This window comes from Pseudomonas sp. PA1(2017) (genome assembly GCF_001945375.1).
GTDB lineage: Bacteria > Pseudomonadota > Gammaproteobacteria > Pseudomonadales > Pseudomonadaceae > Aquipseudomonas.
In genome coordinates, this window is the sequence record NZ_MSXU01000014.1 from 219,522 (window position 1) to 239,630 (window position 20,109).

Annotated in this window: 15 protein-coding genes; 8 read left to right on the forward strand and 7 right to left on the reverse strand. The window is 64.1% G+C overall.

The features are described 5' to 3' along the window. Positions 1-22 precede the first annotated feature (22 nt). Positions 23-1,048 (forward strand): UV damage endonuclease UvsE, encoded by a 1,026-nt coding sequence (locus BVH01_RS20375; protein ID WP_075932071.1) that lies wholly within the window; start codon positions 23-25, stop codon positions 1,046-1,048. A gap of 215 nt (positions 1,049-1,263) precedes the next feature. Here the strand turns inward: BVH01_RS20375 and BVH01_RS20380 are convergent, their stop codons facing one another. The 6 genes from BVH01_RS20380 to fadD2 all read right to left on the reverse strand — a co-directional run bounded on the left by BVH01_RS20380 (position 1,264) and on the right by fadD2 (position 10,532). After that, on the reverse strand, positions 1,264-2,700 hold the full coding sequence (locus BVH01_RS20380) for an efflux transporter outer membrane subunit (RefSeq protein ID WP_075932072.1): 1,437 nt from the start codon (positions 2,698-2,700) through the stop codon (positions 1,264-1,266). Between the two features lies 1 nt (position 2,701). Further along, on the reverse strand, positions 2,702-3,760 hold the full coding sequence (locus BVH01_RS20385) for an HlyD family secretion protein (protein WP_177344622.1): 1,059 nt from the start codon (positions 3,758-3,760) through the stop codon (positions 2,702-2,704). A 16-nt stretch (positions 3,761-3,776) separates the two neighbouring features. Beyond that, positions 3,777-5,264 (reverse strand): MFS transporter, encoded by a 1,488-nt coding sequence (locus tag BVH01_RS20390; RefSeq protein WP_371915615.1) that lies wholly within the window; start codon positions 5,262-5,264, stop codon positions 3,777-3,779. Between the two features lie 202 nt (positions 5,265-5,466). After that, the gene (locus BVH01_RS20395; protein WP_075932074.1) at positions 5,467-6,375 is read right to left on the reverse strand and encodes a LysR family transcriptional regulator; all 909 of its coding nucleotides are present in this window, start codon (positions 6,373-6,375) and stop codon (positions 5,467-5,469) included. 176 nt (positions 6,376-6,551) lie between these two features. Next, positions 6,552-8,240 (reverse strand): long-chain-fatty-acid--CoA ligase FadD1, encoded by a 1,689-nt coding sequence (gene fadD1, locus BVH01_RS20400; RefSeq protein ID WP_075932075.1) that lies wholly within the window; start codon positions 8,238-8,240, stop codon positions 6,552-6,554. Between the two features lie 582 nt (positions 8,241-8,822). Continuing rightward, a complete protein-coding gene (gene fadD2, locus BVH01_RS20405; RefSeq protein WP_075932076.1) occupies positions 8,823-10,532 on the reverse strand; it encodes a long-chain-fatty-acid--CoA ligase FadD2 in 1,710 nt (569 codons plus the stop codon). 305 nt (positions 10,533-10,837) lie between these two features. On the opposite strand from fadD2, the gene BVH01_RS24160 reads away from it, so the two are divergent. From BVH01_RS24160 to codA, 7 genes are all read left to right on the forward strand, one after another. Then, positions 10,838-12,130, forward strand: a complete 1,293-nt coding sequence (locus BVH01_RS24160; protein ID WP_168172933.1) for a class I SAM-dependent methyltransferase — start codon at positions 10,838-10,840, stop codon at positions 12,128-12,130. Positions 12,131-12,375: 245 nt separating this feature from the next. Continuing rightward, a complete protein-coding gene (locus BVH01_RS20415; RefSeq protein WP_075932078.1) occupies positions 12,376-13,338 on the forward strand; it encodes an alpha/beta hydrolase in 963 nt (320 codons plus the stop codon). Continuing rightward, positions 13,335-13,805 (forward strand): MaoC family dehydratase, encoded by a 471-nt coding sequence (locus tag BVH01_RS20420; RefSeq protein ID WP_075932079.1) that lies wholly within the window; start codon positions 13,335-13,337, stop codon positions 13,803-13,805. The genes BVH01_RS20415 and BVH01_RS20420 overlap by 4 nt, the downstream gene beginning before the upstream one ends. Positions 13,806-14,016: 211 nt before the next feature. Further along, positions 14,017-14,523, forward strand: coding sequence for a DUF1993 family protein (locus BVH01_RS20425; protein WP_070885407.1), 507 nt, complete (start codon positions 14,017-14,019; stop codon positions 14,521-14,523). A 212-nt stretch (positions 14,524-14,735) separates the two neighbouring features. Then, positions 14,736-16,007: a cytosine permease gene (gene codB / locus BVH01_RS20430; RefSeq protein WP_075932080.1), complete on the forward strand. Its 1,272-nt coding sequence runs from the start codon at positions 14,736-14,738 to the stop codon at positions 16,005-16,007. After that, entirely contained in the window at positions 16,004-17,245 is a 1,242-nt protein-coding gene (locus BVH01_RS20435) for a PucR family transcriptional regulator (protein ID WP_075932081.1), read from the forward strand. Before codB ends, BVH01_RS20435 begins: the two co-directional genes overlap by 4 nt. Next, positions 17,242-18,477, forward strand: coding sequence for a cytosine deaminase (codA, locus tag BVH01_RS20440; protein ID WP_075932082.1), 1,236 nt, complete (start codon positions 17,242-17,244; stop codon positions 18,475-18,477). The genes BVH01_RS20435 and codA overlap by 4 nt, the downstream gene beginning before the upstream one ends. A 771-nt stretch (positions 18,478-19,248) precedes the next feature. Here the strand turns inward: codA and BVH01_RS20445 are convergent. Next, entirely contained in the window at positions 19,249-20,100 is an 852-nt protein-coding gene (locus tag BVH01_RS20445; RefSeq protein ID WP_075932083.1) for an efflux RND transporter periplasmic adaptor subunit, read from the reverse strand. Positions 20,101-20,109: the final 9 nt, after the last annotated feature.

A 20,109-nucleotide genomic window follows, 5' to 3' on the forward strand; every position in this document is an offset into this window, starting at 1 on the left:
CAGCTGATTCCGAGACTCGCCCATGTCCACACCCCGCATTGGCTTCGCCTGCCAGTACCGCCACCCCGACCGCAGCCTGTCGGCCGGCGAGCTGAAAACCATCGAGGCGGCCTTCAACCCGCGTACCACCACCCTGCGCTGGATGGACAGCGTTGCGCCGGCCGTGGCCCATGAGAAGCTCGCGGAGATCGTCGAGCACAACCTGCTGGCCCAGTTACGATTGCTCGCCTATGTGGTCACCCTGCCCAAACCGTTGCAGATGCTGCGCCTGAGCAGCGACCTGCTGCCGTTCTACAGCCACCCGAAAGTCGCCGCGTTCTACCAGCGACCCGAGATGCAGCAGCGCCTGATCGAAGGCTTCGCAGCCATCGGCGAAATGGCACGTACAGCCAACATTCGCCTGTCCATGCACCCCGGCCAGTACTGCGTGCTGGGCTCCGATCGCCCGGACGTGGTGGAGAACAGCCTCGCCGAGTTCGAATACCACGCCGACATGATCCGCATGATGGGCTACGGCCGCACCTTCCAGGACTTCAAGTGCAACCTGCATATCGCCGGCAAGCTGGGCGGCGATGGCATCCGCGCGGTGTGGCCGCGGCTGTCCCATGAAGCGCGGCAGTGCATCACCTTCGAGAACGACGAGAAGACCTACGGTGTGGATGCCTGCCTGGCGCTGGCCGATCTCGCCCCCGTGGTGCTCGACGTGCACCACTGCTGGATCCACGAGGACGATTACATCGACCCGCACAGCGAGCGCGTGGCGCGGATCATCGACAGCTGGCGCGGCGTCCGCCCGACCATGCACCTGTCGCAACCCCAGGAGCGCTTGCAGGAGCTGGGGCTGAGTGCCGAGCAAAAGCTGGAAATGCCTGAGGTGCTGAAGGTCGCGCCCAAACGTGAGCTGTACGGCCACAGCGCACGCATGTGGAACGAGTGGACGAACCGCTATGTGCTGCAGTTCCTGGACCGCTTCGACATCATGTTCGAATCCAAGGACAAGAACGTGGCGACCGTGGAGTTCTACGAGCGTTATCTGAAAAACGCCTGAGTCGACGCCAGGCGCTACTCGGCACCGCGTTACTCACCGACCGATGGGAGCCGCGGCGAATGGCTCGGGCAACCTGGATAGCAAGGTGCGTCGGCCATTCTCCCCGGGTCGGGGCTCGCACTGGTAGGCAGCGGTTTATCCGGTGCGGTCGGATCGATTCAGTTGCCCAGCAGATCGTCCTGAGTATCGTCGCGCTCGATCCGGCCTACGCCGGCTCAGGCACCCTCGCCTTGTCGTTCCCAGCCGCCACCCAGCGCACGGTACAAGCCAACCAGCGCCAGCGCGGTAGCCTGGCGGCTGTCGAGCAGTTCTTCCTCGTTGCTCAGCAGGGCCTGCTGCACGCTCAGCACGTTGAGGTAATCCACCGTGCCTTGCTGGTATTGCAGCTCGGCATTGTCGAGCGCCACCCGGCTCTGCTCGACCGCTTCGCCCAGGCGATCATGACGGCGTTGTTGGGCCTGGTAGGCGGCCATGGCGTCGTCCACTTCGTGCCAGGCGCCGAGCACGGTGCGCTGGTAGGCGATGGCCGCTTCCTGCTGCTGCGCCTCACGCAATTGCAGGGTGCCGCGCCGGCGCCCGCCATCGAACAGCGGCACGCTGATCGCCGGGCCGATGGCGAAGCGATGGGCGGACCAGCCGTCCAGATCGCTGAGCTGCAACGCCTGTAGGCCAAGATCGCCGGACAGCGTGATGCGCGGATAGAAGTCCGCCTCGGCCACGCCGATGCTGGCGGTGGCCGCGTGCAATTGAGCTTCGGCCTGACGGATGTCCGGGCGGCGGCTGGCCAGTTCGCTGGGCAGGCCGACCGGCACGCGAGGCGGCCCCTGGGGGATGTCGGCCGGCGCGCCCCACTCCGCCTGCAGGCTGCCGGGCGCCTGGCCGAGCAGCAGCGCCAGGGCATTGCCCAGCCGCCGTTCGCGCAGGCGCAGCGGCTCCAGGCGGGCCTCCAGTGACGCCACACGGGAGGCCGCCTCGGCGACTTCAAGGTGGGTAGCCACGCCATCGTCCAGGCGGGTCTGGTTGAGAGTCAGGCTGCGCTGGGCGATCTGCAGGTTCTGCTCGGTGATCAGCCGCAGTTGCTGGGTGCCGCGTAGCTGGATGTAGTCGCTGGCGGTTTCCGCCAGCACCGACAGCGCCACGCCGTCGCGCAGGGCCTGGCTACCGCCGAGTTGCGCATCGGCAGCCTCCACTTCCCGGCGCACGCGGCCCCACAGGTCCAACTCCCAGCTGGCGCCAAGGCCGGCCTGCCAGAGGTCGTAGTCGTCCTTGCCGGCGTTGCCGGACGGGTCGTTGAGGCCTACCTCGCTGTTACGGGCACGGCTGTAACCGGCCCCGCCATTCAGGCTCGGCGCCTGCGCGGCGCCGCTGCTCAGGCGTACGGCGCGGCTCTGCTGGACGCGGCTAGCGGCCAGTTGCAGGTCGAAGTTGCCGGCCACGGCGCGCTGCAGCAAAGCTGAGAGTTGCCCATCGGCGAAGCTTTCCCACCAGCGCGCCTGCATGCTGGCCGCCTCGGGCTGGCTGCGTACCGGGCCTTGCTGCAAGGCCCAGGCTTCCGGCAGATGGGCATCGGGGCTGCGAAAATCCGGGCCCAGGGTGCAGGCGCTCAGGGCGACGCTCAGGCCAAGCAGCGTCAGTCGATGAAATCCCTTCATGTCAGTGCGCCTGCGCCAGCTGTCGGTCATCGAGTTGGTGGGTGTCGATGCTCGCCTCCACCGACATGCCGACGCGCAGATAACCCACCACCGGCTGGTCGGCATCGAGCACGATCTTCACCGGGATGCGCTGCACAACCTTGGTGAAATTGCCGGTGGCGTTGTCTGGCGCCACGGCGGCGAAGGTCACCCCAGTGGCCGGCGCCAGGCTCTCGACGTGGCCGCGCAACTGCAGATCCGGGTAGCTGTCGACGCTGATGCTCACCGGCTGGCCCGGGCGCACGCGGTTGAGCTGGGTTTCCTGGAAGTTGGCGACCACGAAGGCCTGCTCCAGCGGCACAACCGCCAGCAGCTCGTTGCCGGGGCTGACGTAGGCACCGACGCGCAGGGCGCGGCGACCTACCATGCCGTCCATGGGCGCACGCAGTTCGGTGTACGACAGATCCAGTTCGGCACGCTGCAATTCGGCGGCAGCCCGCTCGACCGCCGCGGCGGCCGCATCGCGCTGGGCGATGAGGATCGCCGTCTGCTGCCGAGTGGCGGCCAGTGCCGCCTGGTTCTGCTGCTGGCGCGCCAGGGCGGTATCGAAACGGCTCTGCGCCTGCTGGGCATTCTGCAGGGTGCCGGCGCCCTGCCCGGCCAGGTGTTTGTAGCGCTGCAGTTCATGCTCGGCGAAACGCACTTCGGCCTGATCGGCCTTGACCGTGGCGGCCGCCTGGTCGATCACCGACTGCTGGCGCTGCACGCTGGCCTCGGCATTCACCCGCTGCGCCTCGGCGCTGGCCACGCCGGCCTTGGCCACATCCAGCGCGGCACGGTAATCGCGGTCGTCGATGCGCGCCAGCAGTTGCCCGGCCTTGACGCGCTGGTTGTCCTCGACCAGCACCTCGCTGACGAAACCGGCGATCTTAGGTGCCACGAGGGTGAAGTCAGCGCTGATGAAGGCGTCATTGGTGCTTTGCTGATAGTGCTCGGCGAACAGCAGTTGCCAGGCGCCCCAGAGCAGCAGGCCGGCGACGGGCAGACCGATCAGCAGAGCGGGTTTGCGCAGGGTATTCATGGTGGTGTCCATCGGTTCAGTGGGCGGCACGCGGCGGATAGATGCGCGTGGGCACGAAGGGAATGATCAGGATCAGCGCGAAGGCGACCAGCGCCACGCACAGGTAGAGGTCGGCGTAGGTCAGCACCAGGGCCTGCTGATGCAGGCGGCTGGCCAGGTGGCTCGCAGCACCGTCGGGCAGCAGCGGCTGGTTGCCGAGGCGGTCGACCAGATTGTTAGAATGCAGATGCAGGCGCGCGGTGGTCAGCAGATCGAGAACCGCGGTGGCCACCACGGCGGCCAGGCCCTTGACGGTATTGAACCAGGCCGAGGCGAACGGCCCCTGGATCGGCTGGATGCTGCCGGTGGCGAGCATCAGCAGCGGCAGAACCGACATCGGTTGGCCAAAGATCTGCAGCAGCTGGATCAGCAGGAAGTCGTCACGAATCCACGCCGAGGTCAGCTGCGAGCCGAGCACGCAGGCCAGCCCCATCATTCCCAACCCAGCCGCCAGCACGTAGCGGCAATCGACCTGACGCAGGTTGCACAGCGCCGCCACCAAGGGCAATGCGAGCAGTTGCGGCACGGCCACCCAGAGCAGCATCGGTGCGGTTTGCAGCGGCCGGTAGCCCTGGACCTGGGCCAGGTAGGACGACGGAATCAGGCTCGCGGCCAATAGCACCAGCAACACCCCGGCCAGGGTGAACAGTGCGAAGGCGAGGTTGCGCGACTTGAGCAGTTGCAGCTTGAAGAACGGCAGCGGATGGTGCCATTCGTTGAGCAGAAACAGCACCAGCAACAGGCAGCCGCCGCCGAGTAGGCTGACGATCAGCGGCGAGTGCAGCCAGTTCAGGCGCTCGCCCTGGAGTAGGCCGATGACCAGCAGATTGATCGCCGACAAGCCGAGCAGCAGGCCGCGCCAGTTGAACTGGGCGAAGCGCTCCAGGCGCAGCGGGTCCTGGGGCAGACCCCAGGCAACGGCGGCCATGGCCAGCAGACTGCCGGGGATGATCTGCCAGAACGCCCACTGCCAGCCAGCGTACTCCACCCAGAAAGCAGCCAGCGGCGTGCCCATGCTGGGGCCGAAGGTCGCCGTCAGCGCATAGGTGCCCAGGCCGTAGAGCTTGATGTTGGCCGGCAGAAAACGCAGCGCCACACTCATCAGCATTGGCGGCAGCGCCCCGCCGGCCAGCCCCTGCAGCGCGCGCAACAGCATCAGCACACGTTCGTTGGGCGCCAGCGGCGACAGCAGGCCAAGTAACATGAAGGCGCCGATGGCGCACAGGGTGAAGCGGCGGATCGACAGGGTTACCGCGAACCACGGTGCGAACGCCATGGCGCTGACCGAGGCGGCCATGTAAAGCGCCAGCAGCCAGCTACCTTCGTCATGGCCAATGCCCATGGCGCCGCGGATATCGACCAGGGCGATCTTGGTGACGTTCTCGTTGAAGCCCGAAACCAGCACCGCCAGCAGCACACCGAGCAGGCCGACGACGATGCGCAACCCGAACGGGGTCGCCTGCATCGGCGCGGCTTGAGGGCTGGGAGGCGCGGCAAGGGACGCGGGGGCGAGCGCAGGTGCGTTCATGACGATGCGCACCCGCCCGCGTGGCAGGAGCCAGGCATGCAGAAATATCCAGTAACGTGTTTAGCCCGGCAGTCTAGGGAAAACGACCATTACCGAAAATTGCAATGTTTCTAATCAATGATTGCGTGAAACGCAGCTATCAGACGCCCAGCGCATTCTCTTCGCAGCAGCGCTTGATCAACCCCCTCAGCCAGCGATGGGCCGAGTCGTTGTCGAAACGTGGGTGCCAGGACTGATGGACCCGTACCGGCGACAGCGGCAAGGGGATCTCGAAGCTGCGCAAGGCCAGGCCAAGCTGGTTGCACACGGCGACCACCGGATTGGGCATCGGCAGGATCAGGTCCGAATCGCGCAGCGCCAGAACCGCGGAGAAGAAGCTTGGCGACACGGTGACCACGCGGCGCGATAGACCCTGCTGTTCGAGCACCTTGTCGATAGGCCCGCGAGCCAGGCCACGGCGCGACACGCTGATCTGGTCGAAGGCGGCGAAGCGCTCGGCGTTGATCATCTCGTCGAAGATCGGATGATCGGCCCGCGCCAGGCCCACGAAGCGGCTCATGAACAGGCCCTGATGCTTGATTTCCGGCGGCAGTTGTAACGACGCGCCGATGGCCAGGTCGATGCGCCCGGCACGCATGGCGTCGTCGTCGCCATCGATTTCCGGCACGAAGCGTAGCATCACGTTGGGCGCCTGCTCGCGAACCAGTTCGACCAGCCGCCCGCCGTAACAGACCATGAAGATATCGTTGGTGCGGATATTGAACGCCCGATCGAGGCTGGTCAGCTCCACCTCCTGGGAACGGAATATGCCGCTGGCCTGCTCGACCAGATCGCGCACTTGCTCGCGCAGCTCCAGGGCCCGCGGCGTCGGCACCAGGCCGCGGCCGGCACGCACCAGAATCGGGTCACCCACCGCTTCGCGGATGCGCGTCAGGGTGCGACTCATGGCTGGCGGGCTGAGATGCATGCGCCGGGCGGCGCCGACCACGCTGCCCTCCTCCAGCAACACATCGAGGGCGACCAGTAGATTGAGATCGGGTAATTGCATCACAGACACGCCTCGAGTGCTGACCAGTGCACAGAGCACAATTCTAGGCATTATTGCTCGGAGGGAAGAGATTTGGGTATCGCAGGGCTCGACCCAGGCCACGGGAGTCGGAAGTTTGCTCTCCACAACGCAAAAGGCCCTGCAAAGCAGGGCCCTTCTATGCGGCGTGACGGCGGTTACTTCTTGCCGAGCTTCTTGAGCTCTTCGTCGCGCAGTTCGCGGCGCAGAATCTTGCCGACGTTGGTGGTCGGCAGGCTCTCGCGGAACTCGACCTGCTTGGGTCGTTTGTAGCCGGTGAGGTTGTCATGCATGTGCTGCATGACCTGTTCCTTGGTCAGGGTCATGCCCGGCTTGACCACCACGAACACCTTGATCGACTCGCCCGAGCGCTCGTCCGGCACGCCGATGGCCGCGCACTGCAGCACGCCCGGCAGGGTCACCAGCACTTCTTCCAGTTCGTTCGGGTAGACGTTGAAGCCGGACACCAGAATCATGTCCTTCTTGCGGTCGACGATGCGAATGTAGCCGTCGGGCTGGATGATGCCGATGTCACCCGTCTTGAACCAGCCGTTGGCATCGATCACTTCGTCGGTGGCCTCCTGGCGCTGCCAGTAGCCCTTCATCACCTGCGGGCCCTTGATGCACAGCTCGCCGGTTTCGCCCATTGCCAGGTCGTTGCCTTGGTCGTCGATGACCTTGAACTGGGTCGACGGTGCGGGAATGCCGATGGTGCCCATCTGGTTGCAGGTGACCGGGTTGACCGACGCCACCGGGCTGGTTTCGGTCAGGCCGTAACCTTCGCAGATGGCGCAGCCGGTGACTTGCTTCCAGCGCTCGGCGGCCGCCTGCTGCAGCGCCATACCGCCGGACAGGGTGACTTTGAGCTTGGAGAAGTCGAGCTTCTGGAACCCTTCGTTGTTGCTCAGCGCCACGAACAGCGTGTTGAGACCGACGAAACCGCTGAACTGGAACTTGGCCAGGTCCTTGACCATGGTCGGCAGGTCACGCGGGTTGGTGATCAGGATGTTGTGGTTGCCGCAATGCATCATCGCCATGCAGTGAAAGGTGAAGGCGTAGATGTGGTAGAGCGGCAGCGGCGCGACGATGATCTCGCAGCCCTCGCCCAGGTTCGAGCCCATCAGCTCGCGGCACTGCAGCATGTTGGCGATCAGGTTGCGGTGCGTGAGCATAGCGCCCTTGGCCACGCCAGTGGTGCCACCGGTGTACTGCAGCACGGCGACGTCCTGGGAGGCGGGGCTGGCTTCGCTGACCGCCTTGCCGCGGCCCTGGCCCAGGGCGTCGGTGAACTTGACGGAGCCCGGCAGGTTGTAGGCCGGCACCATCTTCTTCACGTACTTGACTACGGCGTTGACTAGCAGGCGCTTGAGCGGCGGCAGCATGTCGCCGACTTCGGTGACGATCACCGTCTTCACGCCGGTCTTGGGCACCACCTGCTCGGCCAGGTGCGCCATGTTGGCCAGGCACACCAGCGCCTTGGCGCCGGAATCGTTGAACTGGTGTTCCATTTCCCGCGCGGTGTACAGCGGGTTGGTGTTGACCACCACCAGGCCGGCACGCATCGCGCCGAATACCGCCACCGGGTACTGCAGAACGTTGGGCAGTTGCACGGCGATGCGGTCGCCGGGCTTGAGATCGGTGTGCTGCTGCAGGTACGCAGCGAAGTGACCGGACAGCTCGTACAGCTGGCCGTAGGTAATCGTCTTGCCCAGATTGGTGAAAGCGGGCTTGTCGGCATAACGCTGGCAGGACTGCTTCAGCACCGCCTGAACGTTGGGGTACTGGTCGGGATCGATCTCGGCCGCGACCCCCTCGGGATACTTGTCCGTCCAGAAGTTTTCGGTCATGGACACCCACTCCTAAGCAACAGCTTGTCGTCACCGCCGAGGCGGTTGTTTGTTGTATGTATGCCTGGCTGTTCGCCCCTGTGGGGCGCAAAGCGGGCCGAGATTAGCAGAGTTGCCGGATACCGACCAGAGCCATAAAAGGCCGATCGGTATCAGAAATGACCACATCAAAAAAATTGGTCACGAGGCAGTTGCGTGTAAAACCGGCTGACAGAGATTGCCAATCGGCAGGCAATGCCCATGATAGACGCCTGCGGCCTTTTTTGCCGGGCCCGATCGGCAATTGGAGAAGGTGATGCTAGCCGGCGCCTGGCGACGCCGGTACGCGCTTGCAGCCTGGGTCGAGCAAAGCGACACCCGGGAAACAGCTCTAAGAAACTGTCCAAAGTCTTTTATGCGCATGAAGGCAACTACGAGGCAAAAAGCGGACATCGTTGCTTTACCTATGGGAACGGGCGGCAAAAGCATGCTGCAAGCAAGTCACGGCGTACTGCCTTCGGCAAGTACGCCAGACGGTAAGTGCAAATACGCGCACGTTCAAAGACGTGATGCAGAGCCCTTGGGGCCGAATCACGCCGCGGGCTAGGCTTTGCCAGCCGCCTTCAACGCTTCGTCGCGCAGTTCGCGGCGCAGAATCTTGCCGACGTTGGTCATGGGCAGCGACTCCCTGAACACGATCTGCCGCGGCACCTTGTAGGCGGTGAAGTTTTCCTTGCAGTAGGCCTTGAGTTCCTCGACGGTGAGGCTGTCGTCGCGCTTGACCACGAACAGCTTGACCGCCTCCCCGGACTTCTCGTCCGGCACGCCGATGGCCGCGCAGCTGGCCACCTTGCTGTGGGCCATCACCACGTCCTCGATCTCGTTGGGGTACACGTTGAAGCCGGAGACGATGATCATGTCCTTCTTGCGGTCGACGATGCGCACGAAGCCCTCCTCATCGATCACCGCGATATCGCCGGATTTGAACCAGCCTTCGGCATCCAGCACTTCAGCGGTGGCTTCCGGGCGATTCCAGTAGCCCTTCATCACCTGTGGGCCCTTGATGCACAGCTCGCCCCGCTCGCCCAGCGGCAGCTCGTTGCCGTCATCATCGATGACCTTGAACGCCGTGCCCGGCACCGGAACGCCGACGGTGCCCAGGCGAGCCAGGTCGCCACTGGGGTTGGCGCTGGCGATCGGCGAGGTTTCGGTCAGCCCGTAGCCCTCCACCACCGTACAGCCGGTCAGTTGCTTCCAGCGCTCGGCAGTGGCCTTGACCAGCGCCGTGCCGCCCGAATTGGTGACCTTGAGGTGGCTGAAATCGAGCTTGGCGAAATCCGGGTGATCCATCAGCGCCACGAACAGGGTGTTGAGTCCCAGCAGCGCGGAAAACTCCCATTTGCCCAGTTCCTTGACGAAACCAGGAATGTCCCGCGGGTTGGTGATCAGCACGTTGTGGTTGCCGTTGACCATCATGCACATGCAATTCATGGTGAAGGCGTAGATGTGGTACAGCGGCAGCGGCGCGATCATCACCTCCTGGCCGCGCTTCATCAGCGGCGTGCCATCGGGGCCGTGCTGCGACATGCAGGCATTGGCCTGCAGCATGTTGGCGATCAGGTTGGCATGGGTAAGCATGGTGCCCTTGGCCACGCCCGTGGTGCCACCGGTGTACTGCAACACGGCGATGTCGCCTTGCGATGCGCTGACCGGCCGCACGTCGAGCCGCGCACCGTCGGCCAATACCTGCTTGAACGACATCGCCTGGGGCAGATGGTAGGCAGGCACCATCTTCTTGACCTTCTTGACCACCGTGTTGACCAGCCAGCCCTTGAGCGTGGGCAACAGATCGCCCATGCGCGCCTCGATCAGGTACTCGATCTCGCTGTCGGGCAACACCTCCTGCACCAGCTTGCCAAACATGTTCAGGTACACCAAAGCGCGCACGCCGGCGTCCTTGAACTGGTGGCGCATCTCGCGGGCGGTGTACAGCGGGTTGGTGTTGACCACGATCAGCCCGGCGCGCATCGCGCCGAACACGGCGATCGGGTACTGCAGCAGGTTGGGCATCTGCACTGCGATGCGGTCGCCGGGTTGCAGATCGGTGTGCTGCTGAAGGTAGGCGGCAAAGGCGGCGGACAGCCTGTCCAGCTCTCCGTAGGTCAGGGTTCGGCCCAGATTGCTGAAGGCGGGGCGGTCGGTGAACGTCTTGCAGGAGCGTTCGAACACCTCGACCACCGACTGAAAGGCGTCCATGTCGATGTCGCTGGCCACGCCGGGGGCACGTTTATCGTTCCAGAAATCGGGCTGCATTGTTGTTATCCCTTGTTTTCCGAAGATGCGTGATGTCACCGAATGAACTTAGCAGCCGGCCACGGCCCGGCAAAGCCACAATCAATACCGTGAATTTCAGTACGTGCGAATGCCCTGGCAAGGCCCATGACAGGCCGGATATCTGGGGGCTCGACGCTGGGTGTGCGGGAACCGACAGGCCAAGACACACCACTCAACCCGTGGCGCCCGACTCTTTGAACGCCTGCCGTCAGCAGAGCGCGCCGCCCCTGCGTCTTATCGTTCCGGTCGCCAGACCGCCCCGGCCAGCCCGCGAGGACAGCCCCATGCAACCTGTTGCACCCGCCTCAAGATCCGCACAGTTTTCGCAGATTCAAGCCGACTCCAATACCGCATCCGCCGCCCCGGGTAGTGCCGCTGGAGGCAGGGCCGCCTCGCTACCGGAATTCATCCGTATCGGTGACATGGTCGTCGGCCTTGGCAGACTCAATACCAGTCTGTCCAGCGCCCAAAAGGAGCTACTTGATGCGGTATTACGAGCCGGCCCCGAGACCTTCCGCCAAGAGCTTCAAAGCGACTCGACCCCGGGTGTACACGCTCGCACCGTAGCGACGAAAGATCTGTTTCCCACTGACGCTCCAGCCCGGGATCTACCGCCGAAACTTCGCGCGTCCTTTGAGCTTCATGCTTCCCCAGGCACGCCATCCACCTCGTTGGCGCGACTGCAGATCACCGACCTGAAAAGTAACAACCTCTATTGTAATGCGGGCTTCGAGCCGGTGGCGGCAGCCGGGCAAAGGGCATCTTCCCCATCGGACAATGCCTTACCCGCGACGACCTCGGCGCGACAGCCGAACAGCGATGATACGAGCAAGCGCACGCACCTGATCAGTTCACTTCTAAGCTGCTTCGTGGGCAAGGCCGAACCATCGAACGATCAGCCAATGCGCTCGCTGCCGGCCTCGACCAATGCGCCCACGGCCACCAGCCGCTCGTCTGCAAGCGTTGTTCAAGCAACGCGGCACTTCACAACACCAACCCCTGGCATGAACTTTTTCACCAACCGTATCGGGGAACAGTATTTCGCTCAATCAGTGCCCAGGGTGGCTGTAGATCTGGGGGCGGGCGGCGGGCGCGACACACGTTACCTTGCCGGGAAAAACTGTCGAGTAAACGCGGTCGATCCCGATCCCCAGATGGAAGGCGCGTTAGCTGCCGAAGCAGGGCCTCGGTTGCGAACCATCACCAGCACGCTGCGAGGGGCAGCCTTCGAGAACGACTCGATTGACCTGATCAACGCGCAACGCGTCCTGCCCTTCATTCACGGGGAGGATCTGAAGGCCGACCTGCGCGAAAGCTTCCGTATTCTCAAACCGGGCGGCCATTTGAACGCCTCGTTTTTCGAGACCGGTCACTCTTGGAACAAGCAGAACAATCCCAAGATCCACTTCGACTCGGAGGCCACGGTTCGCTCGCTTTTGCGCGATGCAGGCTTCGAGATGGGGCCTGATGATTGCCATGTCAACAATGTCAGGAACCACAAGTCTGCCAGCGGGAAGATCGTGGAGAACTGGAAGGAAATCTGGGTCGTCGCGACCAAGCCGCAAGCGTCGTCCTGATGCGCCTCATCGACTCGGAACCTAGGCGGCGGACCTTGATTCCGGCCTCAGGTCTTCATGCGCCAGCCGGGCCTGGGCTGACTGGCGAGCAGAAAGCACCGCCGGACGATCAATGTGACGAGGCGAGAACGAACAGGGCATTACGCCCACCAGTGCCGATCTTGCGCAGCGACACTGAAGGCGGGCTGTAAAAGCCACAGACCTGCTTCTACAATGGTGCATTGGCTCAGCCCAAGGATCTCGCCATGCAGCACGACAGTCTGTGGCTCAATGGCAATGACGCCTCACCGTTTTTCGTCAATTGCTGGTCACCCGACAAGGAACCCAAAGCGGTTGTCATGCTCGCTCACGGCATGGCCGAGCACAGCGGCCGCTATGCGCGCCTGGGCGCTGCATTGGTCGCTGCAGGCCATGCGCTCTACGCGCTTGACCACCGCGGCCATGGGCAGACGGCGCAGCACGGCCTGTTCGGCCATTTCGCCGACGAAAACGGCTGGAGCCATGTGGTCGGCGACCTCTCCACGCTCAACCATCACATTCGCCACCAGTGGCCGCAGACGCCGATCATCCTGCTCGGCCACAGCATGGGCAGCTTCATCGCCACCGCCTACCTGATGCACCACAGCAGCAGCGTGCAGGGCGCCATTCTCAGCGGCTCCAACCACGGCAAGCTGGGCACCTATCGGGCTGCGGCGCTGGTCGCCCGCTTCGAGCGCTGGCGCCAGGGTGCGACCGGACGCAGCGCGCTGCTCCACCGGCTGTCGTTCGGTTCTTTCAACCAGGCCTTTGCACCTGCGCGCACGCCGTTCGACTGGCTCAGCCGTGACAACGACGAAGTCGATCGTTACATTGCCGACCCCCTGTGCGGTTTTCGCTGCACCAATGGGCTGTGGCTCGACCTGCTGGATGGCCTGCAGCGCATAACCCCGCGCGCATCGCTGAAACAGATCGCCCCGCAGTTGCCGATCCTGATCATCGGTGGCGATCAGGACCCGGTCAGCCGAGGCGGCGGCCTGCAACGCCTGGCCGATGCCTTGAGGCAAGCCGGACACAACCGCACCACATTGAAATGCTATTCACAGGCCCGCCACGAACTGCTCAACGAAACGAACCGTGACGAGGTCACCCAAGACCTGATCGACTGGCTGGAACAGACGCTCGCACAGCCCCAGCAGCGACCATTACATCCTCAGGAACCCAACCCATGACGCAAAGCAGCAACACGCCTTACGAAGCCCTCGAAGTCGGCCAGACCGCCAGCTATAGCAAGACCGTTGAAGAACGCGACATCCTGCTGTTCGCCGCAGTTTCCGGTGACCACAACCCGGTGCATCTGGACGCCGAATACGCCGCCACCACCATGTTCAAGGAGCGCATCGCCCATGGCATGTTCAGCGGCGCGTTGATCAGTGCGGCAGTGGCCTGCACCCTGCCCGGCCCCGGCACCATCTACGTGGGCCAGCAGATGAGTTTCCAGAAACCGGTGAAACTGGGCGACACCCTGACCGTACGCCTGGAAATCCTCGAGAAGCTGCCGAAATTCCGCGTGCGCATCGCCACCCGCGTGTTCAACCAGCACGACGAATTGGTGGTCGACGGCGAAGCTGAAATCATCGCGCCACGCAAAGCCGTTACCGTCGAGCTGGCCACTCTGCCGCCGATCAGCATCGGCTGACAGGCTGATGAAAAACTACCTGCGTTGCCATCACTGCGTTAAAAACAGGCTCAAAATGCTCATGTACTACTCGTACAGTCGATCGCAACCCCGGTCGCTTTCTCGCCTGTTTTTGCGGGGCCGCCATCGGTATTGCGCTGGCGGCCTCGCCTACGTTTTTCAATCGCCTGTTCGTTTCATATCTTAAGGTTTACTGCTTTCTGGAGCCTCCATGCCTCTTTCCATGCATTCCATTTCCATCCCGGTGTTCACCCGCCAGCTGACCAACCTGTCGACCATCCTCGGCATCGCTGCCGCCAACGCCGAAGCCCGCAAGATAGAGCAGAGCGTGCTGCTCGCCTCGCGTCTGGCTCCGGACATGTTCCCGCTCAGCCGCCAGGTGCAGATCGCCTGTGACACCGTCAAGGCCGGTGCAGCCCTGCTGGCCGGCGTCGAAGCGCCGAGCCATGCCGATGACGAAACCAGCTTCGCCGAGCTACAGGCACGTATCGCCAAGACCCTTGAATTCGTGCAGGGCATCAGCGCCGCACAGCTCGACGGCAGCGAAGACCGCACCGTGACTCTCAAGCGCCGTGACAAGGAAACCCACTTCCAGGGCCAGGCCTTCCTGCTCGATCATGTGCTGCCCAACCTGTATTTCCACATCACCACCACCTACGCCATCCTGCGCCACAACGGGGTGGAACTGGGCAAGCGCGACTTCCTCGGCACCCGCTGAGAACGTTCGTGACCTCTTGGTGCGTGCCCGTCCGGCAGCGCACCAAGACAGGTCAGCCATGGTGACAACTCACAAAGAAATCGCATCTATTCGCTGAAAATCCACGCCTGATTGTGCACTTCGCACAACCGATACTGTACGCGCCACCCAAACCATAGGTTGGCACGTCGCCTGCTATAGCCATGGCTTCCCTCACCCTGTGGAGCCAGGCCATGACTCATCCCACCACCGACAGCGACTACCCTTTGAGCGAAGTGCCGGCAGGCGCCCGCAAGGGGCTGTTCTCCACGTCGATCATGCTGTTCTCCTTTACCTTCTTCACCGCCACCATGTTCGCCGGCGGCAAGATCGGCATGGCCTTCGACTTCACTACGCTGATCTGGGCCGCGGTGATCGGCAACCTGCTGCTCGGTGCCTATGCCGCGATCCTCGGCCTGATCGCCTGTCGCAGCGGCCTCAATTCGGTATTGATGGGCCGCTTCTGCTTTGGCGAGGCCGGCAGCAAACTCTCCGACGTGCTGCTCGGTTTCACCCAGATCGGCTGGTACGCCTGGGGCACCGCCACGGTAGCCATCGTGCTGGTGAAAATTCTCGGCCTGCCGCAAGGCCTGACCATTCCCCTGATGGTGCTGTTCGGCTTCGCCTTCTGCATCACCGCGTTCATCGGCTACAAGGGGCTGGACATCCTGTCGCGCATTTCCGTGCCGGCGATGCTCGCCCTGCTGGTCTGCTCGCTGTGGATCGCCACCGACGACATCGGCGGCCTGAGCGCGCTGATGGCCATCGAGCCGACCCAGAGCATGACCCTGAGCGTGGCCATCACCATGGTCTTCGGCACCTTCGTCAGCGGCGCGACGCAAGCCACCAACTGGACGCGCTTCGCCCGCACCGGACGCATCGCGGTGATCGCCAGCATGGTCGGTTTCTTTCTTGGCAACGGCCTGATGATCGTCGCCGGGGCTTACGGCGCCATCGTCTACCAGCAGCCGGACATCGTCGAAGTACTGGTGCTGCAGGGTCTGTCCATGGCCGCGGTGGTGATGCTGTTCCTCAACCTGTGGACGACCCAGGACAACACCATCTACAACTTCGCCGCCGCCGGCTGCAACCTGCTGCGCACCGGCCGGCGCAAGACGGTGACCGTGGTCGGCGCCGGCATCGGCACGCTGCTGGCCATCGGCGGTATGTACGAGATGCTGATTCCGTTCCTGATCCTGCTCGGCTCGATCATCCCGCCGATCGGTGGTGTGATCATGGCCGACTATTTCTACGGCCATAAGAGCCGCTACCCGCTGCTCGCCGAGGCGCGCATCCCCGCTTTCAACTGGGTCGGCCTGGGCGCTTACGGCGTCGGTTCGCTGTGCGCCTACTTCTCGCCCTGGGTCGCGCCACTGGTGGGCATTGTCGTCGCCGCCGTGGTGTACATCGTGCTGTTCGAAGCGAAGAAGCTCTTCGCCGCCGGCGACGTGGTCGTCCGCGCATGAGCCTGAGCGTCGCCGATGTCCTGGTCCTGCCCGGCCTGCACGAGCTGCGCCTGCGCGCTGGTCGGGCAGCGCTAGGCAATCCGGTGCGCTGGCCGTACGTGGCCGAGAACGAGGACATCGCCGCCTGGGTGATGGGCGGCGAGCTGGTGTTCGTCACCGGCATCAACCACCCGCGCGACGAAGCCAACCTGCTGCTTCTGGTGCGCCAGGCAGTCGAGCGGGCCACCGCGGGGCTGGTTATTCTCACCGGCGCCGAATACATCCAGGCGATTCCGCCGGCGGTGATCGCCGAGGCCGAGCGCCTGGGCCTGCCGCTGCTGGAACAGCCCTACGGATTGAAGATGGTTGTGGTCACCCAGGCGATCGGCACGGCGCTGGTGCAGCAGCAGATGCTCGGCAGCTCGCGCCAGCATGTGTTGGAGCAACTGCTGGAAGGCGATTACCAGTCCCTCGACGTGCTGCTGCAACGTGCTGCCAGCCTCGACCTCCCGCTAAGCGTGCCGCGCCAGGTCGCCCTGTTGCGCCTGCAGAACAGCGAGCAGCTGTTCGACGGCGAGGCAGCGGCCAGCGGCGAACGCCTGCTGCGCGACAACCGCCAATGCCTGCAGCAGTACCTCGAGCAATGTCTGCAACAGTTGGGCGCAGCCCTGCCGCTGATCAGCCAGGGCGAGCACTGGATCGCCCTGCTGCCCTGCACCGGTAGCCACGACGAGCAGCGCAACCGTCGGACATTGATGGATTTACTCGGCGAGCTCGACGAACGTCTGCAACCGCAGCGCCTGTTTATCGGCCTGAGTAGCGGCAATCACCACCCCGAACATTTCGCCAGGGCGCTCGGCCAGGCCCGCCAGGCGCTGGTCGCCGCCCAGGCCTTTCCAGAACGCCTGGGGCTGTGCAGCTTCAGCGAGCTGGGGGTAATCGAACTGCTCGCCGCGATCCGCGACCGCAGCCTGCTCGAGCGTTTCGTCGAGCGCACCTTGGGGCCGCTGATCGGCGATGATTCACGCCACGAGCCAGTGCTGATGCCGACCCTGGAAGCCTGGTTCTTCGAGAACGCCAACCTCGCCCTGGCCGCGCAACGCCTGGGCGTACACCGCAACACCCTGAGCTACCGTGTACAACGTATCGAAGCGCTGACCGGCTGCTCGTTCGATGACCCTCACGACCGGCTGAACATCAGCATCGCCCTGCTGATCCGTCGCCTGTCGTCTCATAGCCTGCCAAGGAGTACCCCATGAACATCGTCAACGCCCGCCTGCGTGGCCGCGAAGGTCTTTTCCACATCGCACTGGACGGCTCGCAAATTGCCGCCATCACCGCACAATCCACAGAGGTCAGCGCCAGCGAAGGCGATCTCGACGCCGCCAATAACCTGGTGGTCGCGCCCTTCGTCGAGCCACACATTCACCTCGATGCCACCCTGACCGCCGGCGAGCCGAACTGGAACATGAGCGGCACGCTGTTCGAGGGTATCGAGCGCTGGGCCGAGCGCAAGGCGCTGGTCACTCACGAAGACACCAAGACCCGCGCCAAGAAGACCATCGACATGCTGGTCGACCATGGCATCCAGCACGTGCGCACCCACGTCGACGTCACCGACCCGACCCTGGCCGCCCTCAAGGCGATGCTCGAAGTACGCGAGGAAACCCGCCACCTGATCGACCTGCAGATCGTCGCCTTTCCCCAGGAGGGCATCGAGTCCTACGCGGGTGGCCGTGCGCTGATGGAACAGGCGGTGGAACTGGGCGCCGACGTGGTGGGCGGCATTCCACATTTCGAGAACACCCGCGACCAAGGCGTGTCGTCGATCAAGTTCTTGATGGACTTGGCCGAACGCACCGGCTGCCTGGTGGACGTGCACTGCGACGAGACCGACGACCCGCAATCGCGCTTTCTCGAAGTGCTGGCCGAAGAGGCCCGGGTGCGCGGCATGGGCGCGCGGGTCACCGCCAGCCATACGGTGGCCATGGGCTCCTACGATAACGCCTACTGCTCCAAGCTGTTTCGCCTGCTGAAAATGAGCGGCATCAACTTCGTTTCCTGCCCCACCGAGAGCATTCACCTGCAGGGACGCTTCGACAGCTACCCGAAACGCCGCGGCCTGACCCGCGTGGCCGAGATCGATCGCGCCGGCATGAACGTCTGCTTCGGCCAGGATTCCATCGTCGATCCCTGGTACCCGCTGGGCAACGGCAACATCCTGCGCATTCTCGAGGCCGGCCTGCACATCTGCCACATGCTCGGTTACGAAGACCTCAAACGCAGCCTCGACCTGATCACCGACAACAGCGCCCGCACCCTGCACCTGGGTGAGCGCTATGGCCTGGAAGTGGGCCGCCCGGCCAACCTGCTGATTCTTTCGGCGCCCGACGATTACGAGATGATCCGCACCCAGGGCCATGCGCTGGTTTCGGTGCGCCACGGCGAAGTGCTGATGCGTCGCACCCCGGCGAGCGTACAGCGCGGTTGAGCCGACTGCACCGGCAAATGGCTGCTCAGGCGTAGGAGCCCCGAGCCGGGGCGAATTCGAGGGTGGCCTTGCGGCAAAACCGCCGTCGTACCCACGATTCGCCGCGGGTCGCGGCTCCTACAATAATCGCAGGCAACCGCCTGTCTGTGTGGGAGCGCCGACCCGGCGCGAAATGATCGCGGCCTTGCTGCAAAACCGGCGTCGTACACAGGATTCGCCGCGGGTCGCGGCTCCTACAATAATCGCAGGCAGCCCACTGTCTGTGTGGGAGCGCCGACCCGGCGCGAAATGATTGCGGCCTTGCTGCAAAACCGGCGTCGTACCCACGATTCGCCGCGGGTCGCGTCTCCCACAATGATCGCAGGCAGCCCACTGTCTGTGTGGGAGCGCCGACCCGGCGCGAAATGATTGCGGCCTTGCTGCAAAACCGCCGTCGTACCCACGATTCGCCGCGGGTCGCGGGTCCTACAATAATCGCAGGCAGCCCACTGTCTGTGTGGGAGCGCCGACCCGGCGCGAAATGATTGCGGCCTTGCTGCAAAACCGGCGTCGTACCCACGATTCGCCGCGGGTCGCGACCACACAGGGCGGAACACCATGCGTGTGCGGTCGAACCTCATCGATAGCCTGGCGTTACGCGAAGCGGCCTCCTGGGAATGTCCCGGGTGTCGCTACGCTCGACCTGGGCTACGAAATCGTGGCAGGGGCTTTAGCCCCGATACGCCGTGAAGCGCTCGGGGCTAAAGCCCCTCCCACAATTAAGAAAGCGCCCTACTTCACCCGCACGCTGGCAGTCATGCCGGCGCTCAGTTGCACGTTCTCCGGCACCGCATCGAGCTTGATGCGCACCGGGATGCGCTGGGCCAGGCGCACCCAGTTGAAGGTCGGCTCGACGTTGGCCAGCAGTTGGCCGTCCGGGCTGGCGTTGCGGTCGGTGATGCCGCGACTGATACCTTCCACTTCGCCGCGGATCTCCTGTTCGCCACCCATCAACCAGATTTCCACCGGTGCACCGACCTTTATGCGCGGCAGTTTGGTTTCCTCGAAATACGCCTGCACATAGAACGAGCCGGTATCGACCAGAGCCATCACCGCTTGCCCGGCCGTCACGTAGTTGCCCTGGGCCAGCCTCAGGTTGGTGACCTGGCCGTCGCGCGGCGCGCGCACTTCGCTGCGCTCCAGATTAAGCTGGGCGATACGCAGGTCGGCCTGGGCCTCGCGGTATTCACTGCGAGCCATCTCGGCGTTGATCTGCGCGTTCTCACGCAGCTCGGCGCTGATCGCCTGACTGCCCAGGCGCGCACGACGGGAAGCTTCGTGCTCGCGAAGGCTGAGCTGCTGCTTGCGGATGTCGACCACGGCCTGGGCCTTTTCCAGCGCGGCCTGGTAGCGGTCCCGGTCGATGGTCATCAACAGGTCGCCAGCCTTGACCTGCTGGTTGTCGTGCACCTTGAGGTCGAGCACCCAGCCGGACACGTCCGGCGCGATGGTCACCACATCGGCGCGCACCCGGGCATCCCGGGTCCAGGGCGAATACATGTAGTGCTGCCAGATCCACGAGCCGGCGAGAACCGCCACCGCCACCATGGCCAGGGTGATGCCGACGCGAATGGTCGAACGCATGCTTTTCTC

Bases quoted from the DNA above. Each gene is read 5' to 3' on its own strand.
- BVH01_RS20375 (WP_075932071.1), top strand. From the start codon at position 23: ATGTCCACACCCCGCATTGGCTTCGCCTGCCAGTACCGCCACCCCGAC.
- BVH01_RS20380 (WP_075932072.1), bottom strand. From the start codon at position 2,700: ATGAAGGGATTTCATCGACTGACGCTGCTTGGCCTGAGCGTCGCCCTG.
- BVH01_RS20385 (WP_177344622.1), bottom strand. From the start codon at position 3,760: ATGAATACCCTGCGCAAACCCGCTCTGCTGATCGGTCTGCCCGTCGCC.
- BVH01_RS20390 (WP_371915615.1), bottom strand. From the start codon at position 5,264: ATGCAGGCGACCCCGTTCGGGTTGCGCATCGTCGTCGGCCTGCTCGGT.
- BVH01_RS20395 (WP_075932074.1), bottom strand. From the start codon at position 6,375: ATGCAATTACCCGATCTCAATCTACTGGTCGCCCTCGATGTGTTGCTG.
- fadD1 (WP_075932075.1), bottom strand. From the start codon at position 8,240: ATGACCGAAAACTTCTGGACGGACAAGTATCCCGAGGGGGTCGCGGCC.
- fadD2 (WP_075932076.1), bottom strand. From the start codon at position 10,532: ATGCAGCCCGATTTCTGGAACGATAAACGTGCCCCCGGCGTGGCCAGC.
- BVH01_RS24160 (WP_168172933.1), top strand. From the start codon at position 10,838: ATGCAACCTGTTGCACCCGCCTCAAGATCCGCACAGTTTTCGCAGATT.
- BVH01_RS20415 (WP_075932078.1), top strand. From the start codon at position 12,376: ATGCAGCACGACAGTCTGTGGCTCAATGGCAATGACGCCTCACCGTTT.
- BVH01_RS20420 (WP_075932079.1), top strand. From the start codon at position 13,335: ATGACGCAAAGCAGCAACACGCCTTACGAAGCCCTCGAAGTCGGCCAG.
- BVH01_RS20425 (WP_070885407.1), top strand. From the start codon at position 14,017: ATGCCTCTTTCCATGCATTCCATTTCCATCCCGGTGTTCACCCGCCAG.
- codB (WP_075932080.1), top strand. From the start codon at position 14,736: ATGACTCATCCCACCACCGACAGCGACTACCCTTTGAGCGAAGTGCCG.
- BVH01_RS20435 (WP_075932081.1), top strand. From the start codon at position 16,004: ATGAGCCTGAGCGTCGCCGATGTCCTGGTCCTGCCCGGCCTGCACGAG.
- codA (WP_075932082.1), top strand. From the start codon at position 17,242: ATGAACATCGTCAACGCCCGCCTGCGTGGCCGCGAAGGTCTTTTCCAC.
- BVH01_RS20445 (WP_075932083.1), bottom strand. From the start codon at position 20,100: ATGCGTTCGACCATTCGCGTCGGCATCACCCTGGCCATGGTGGCGGTG.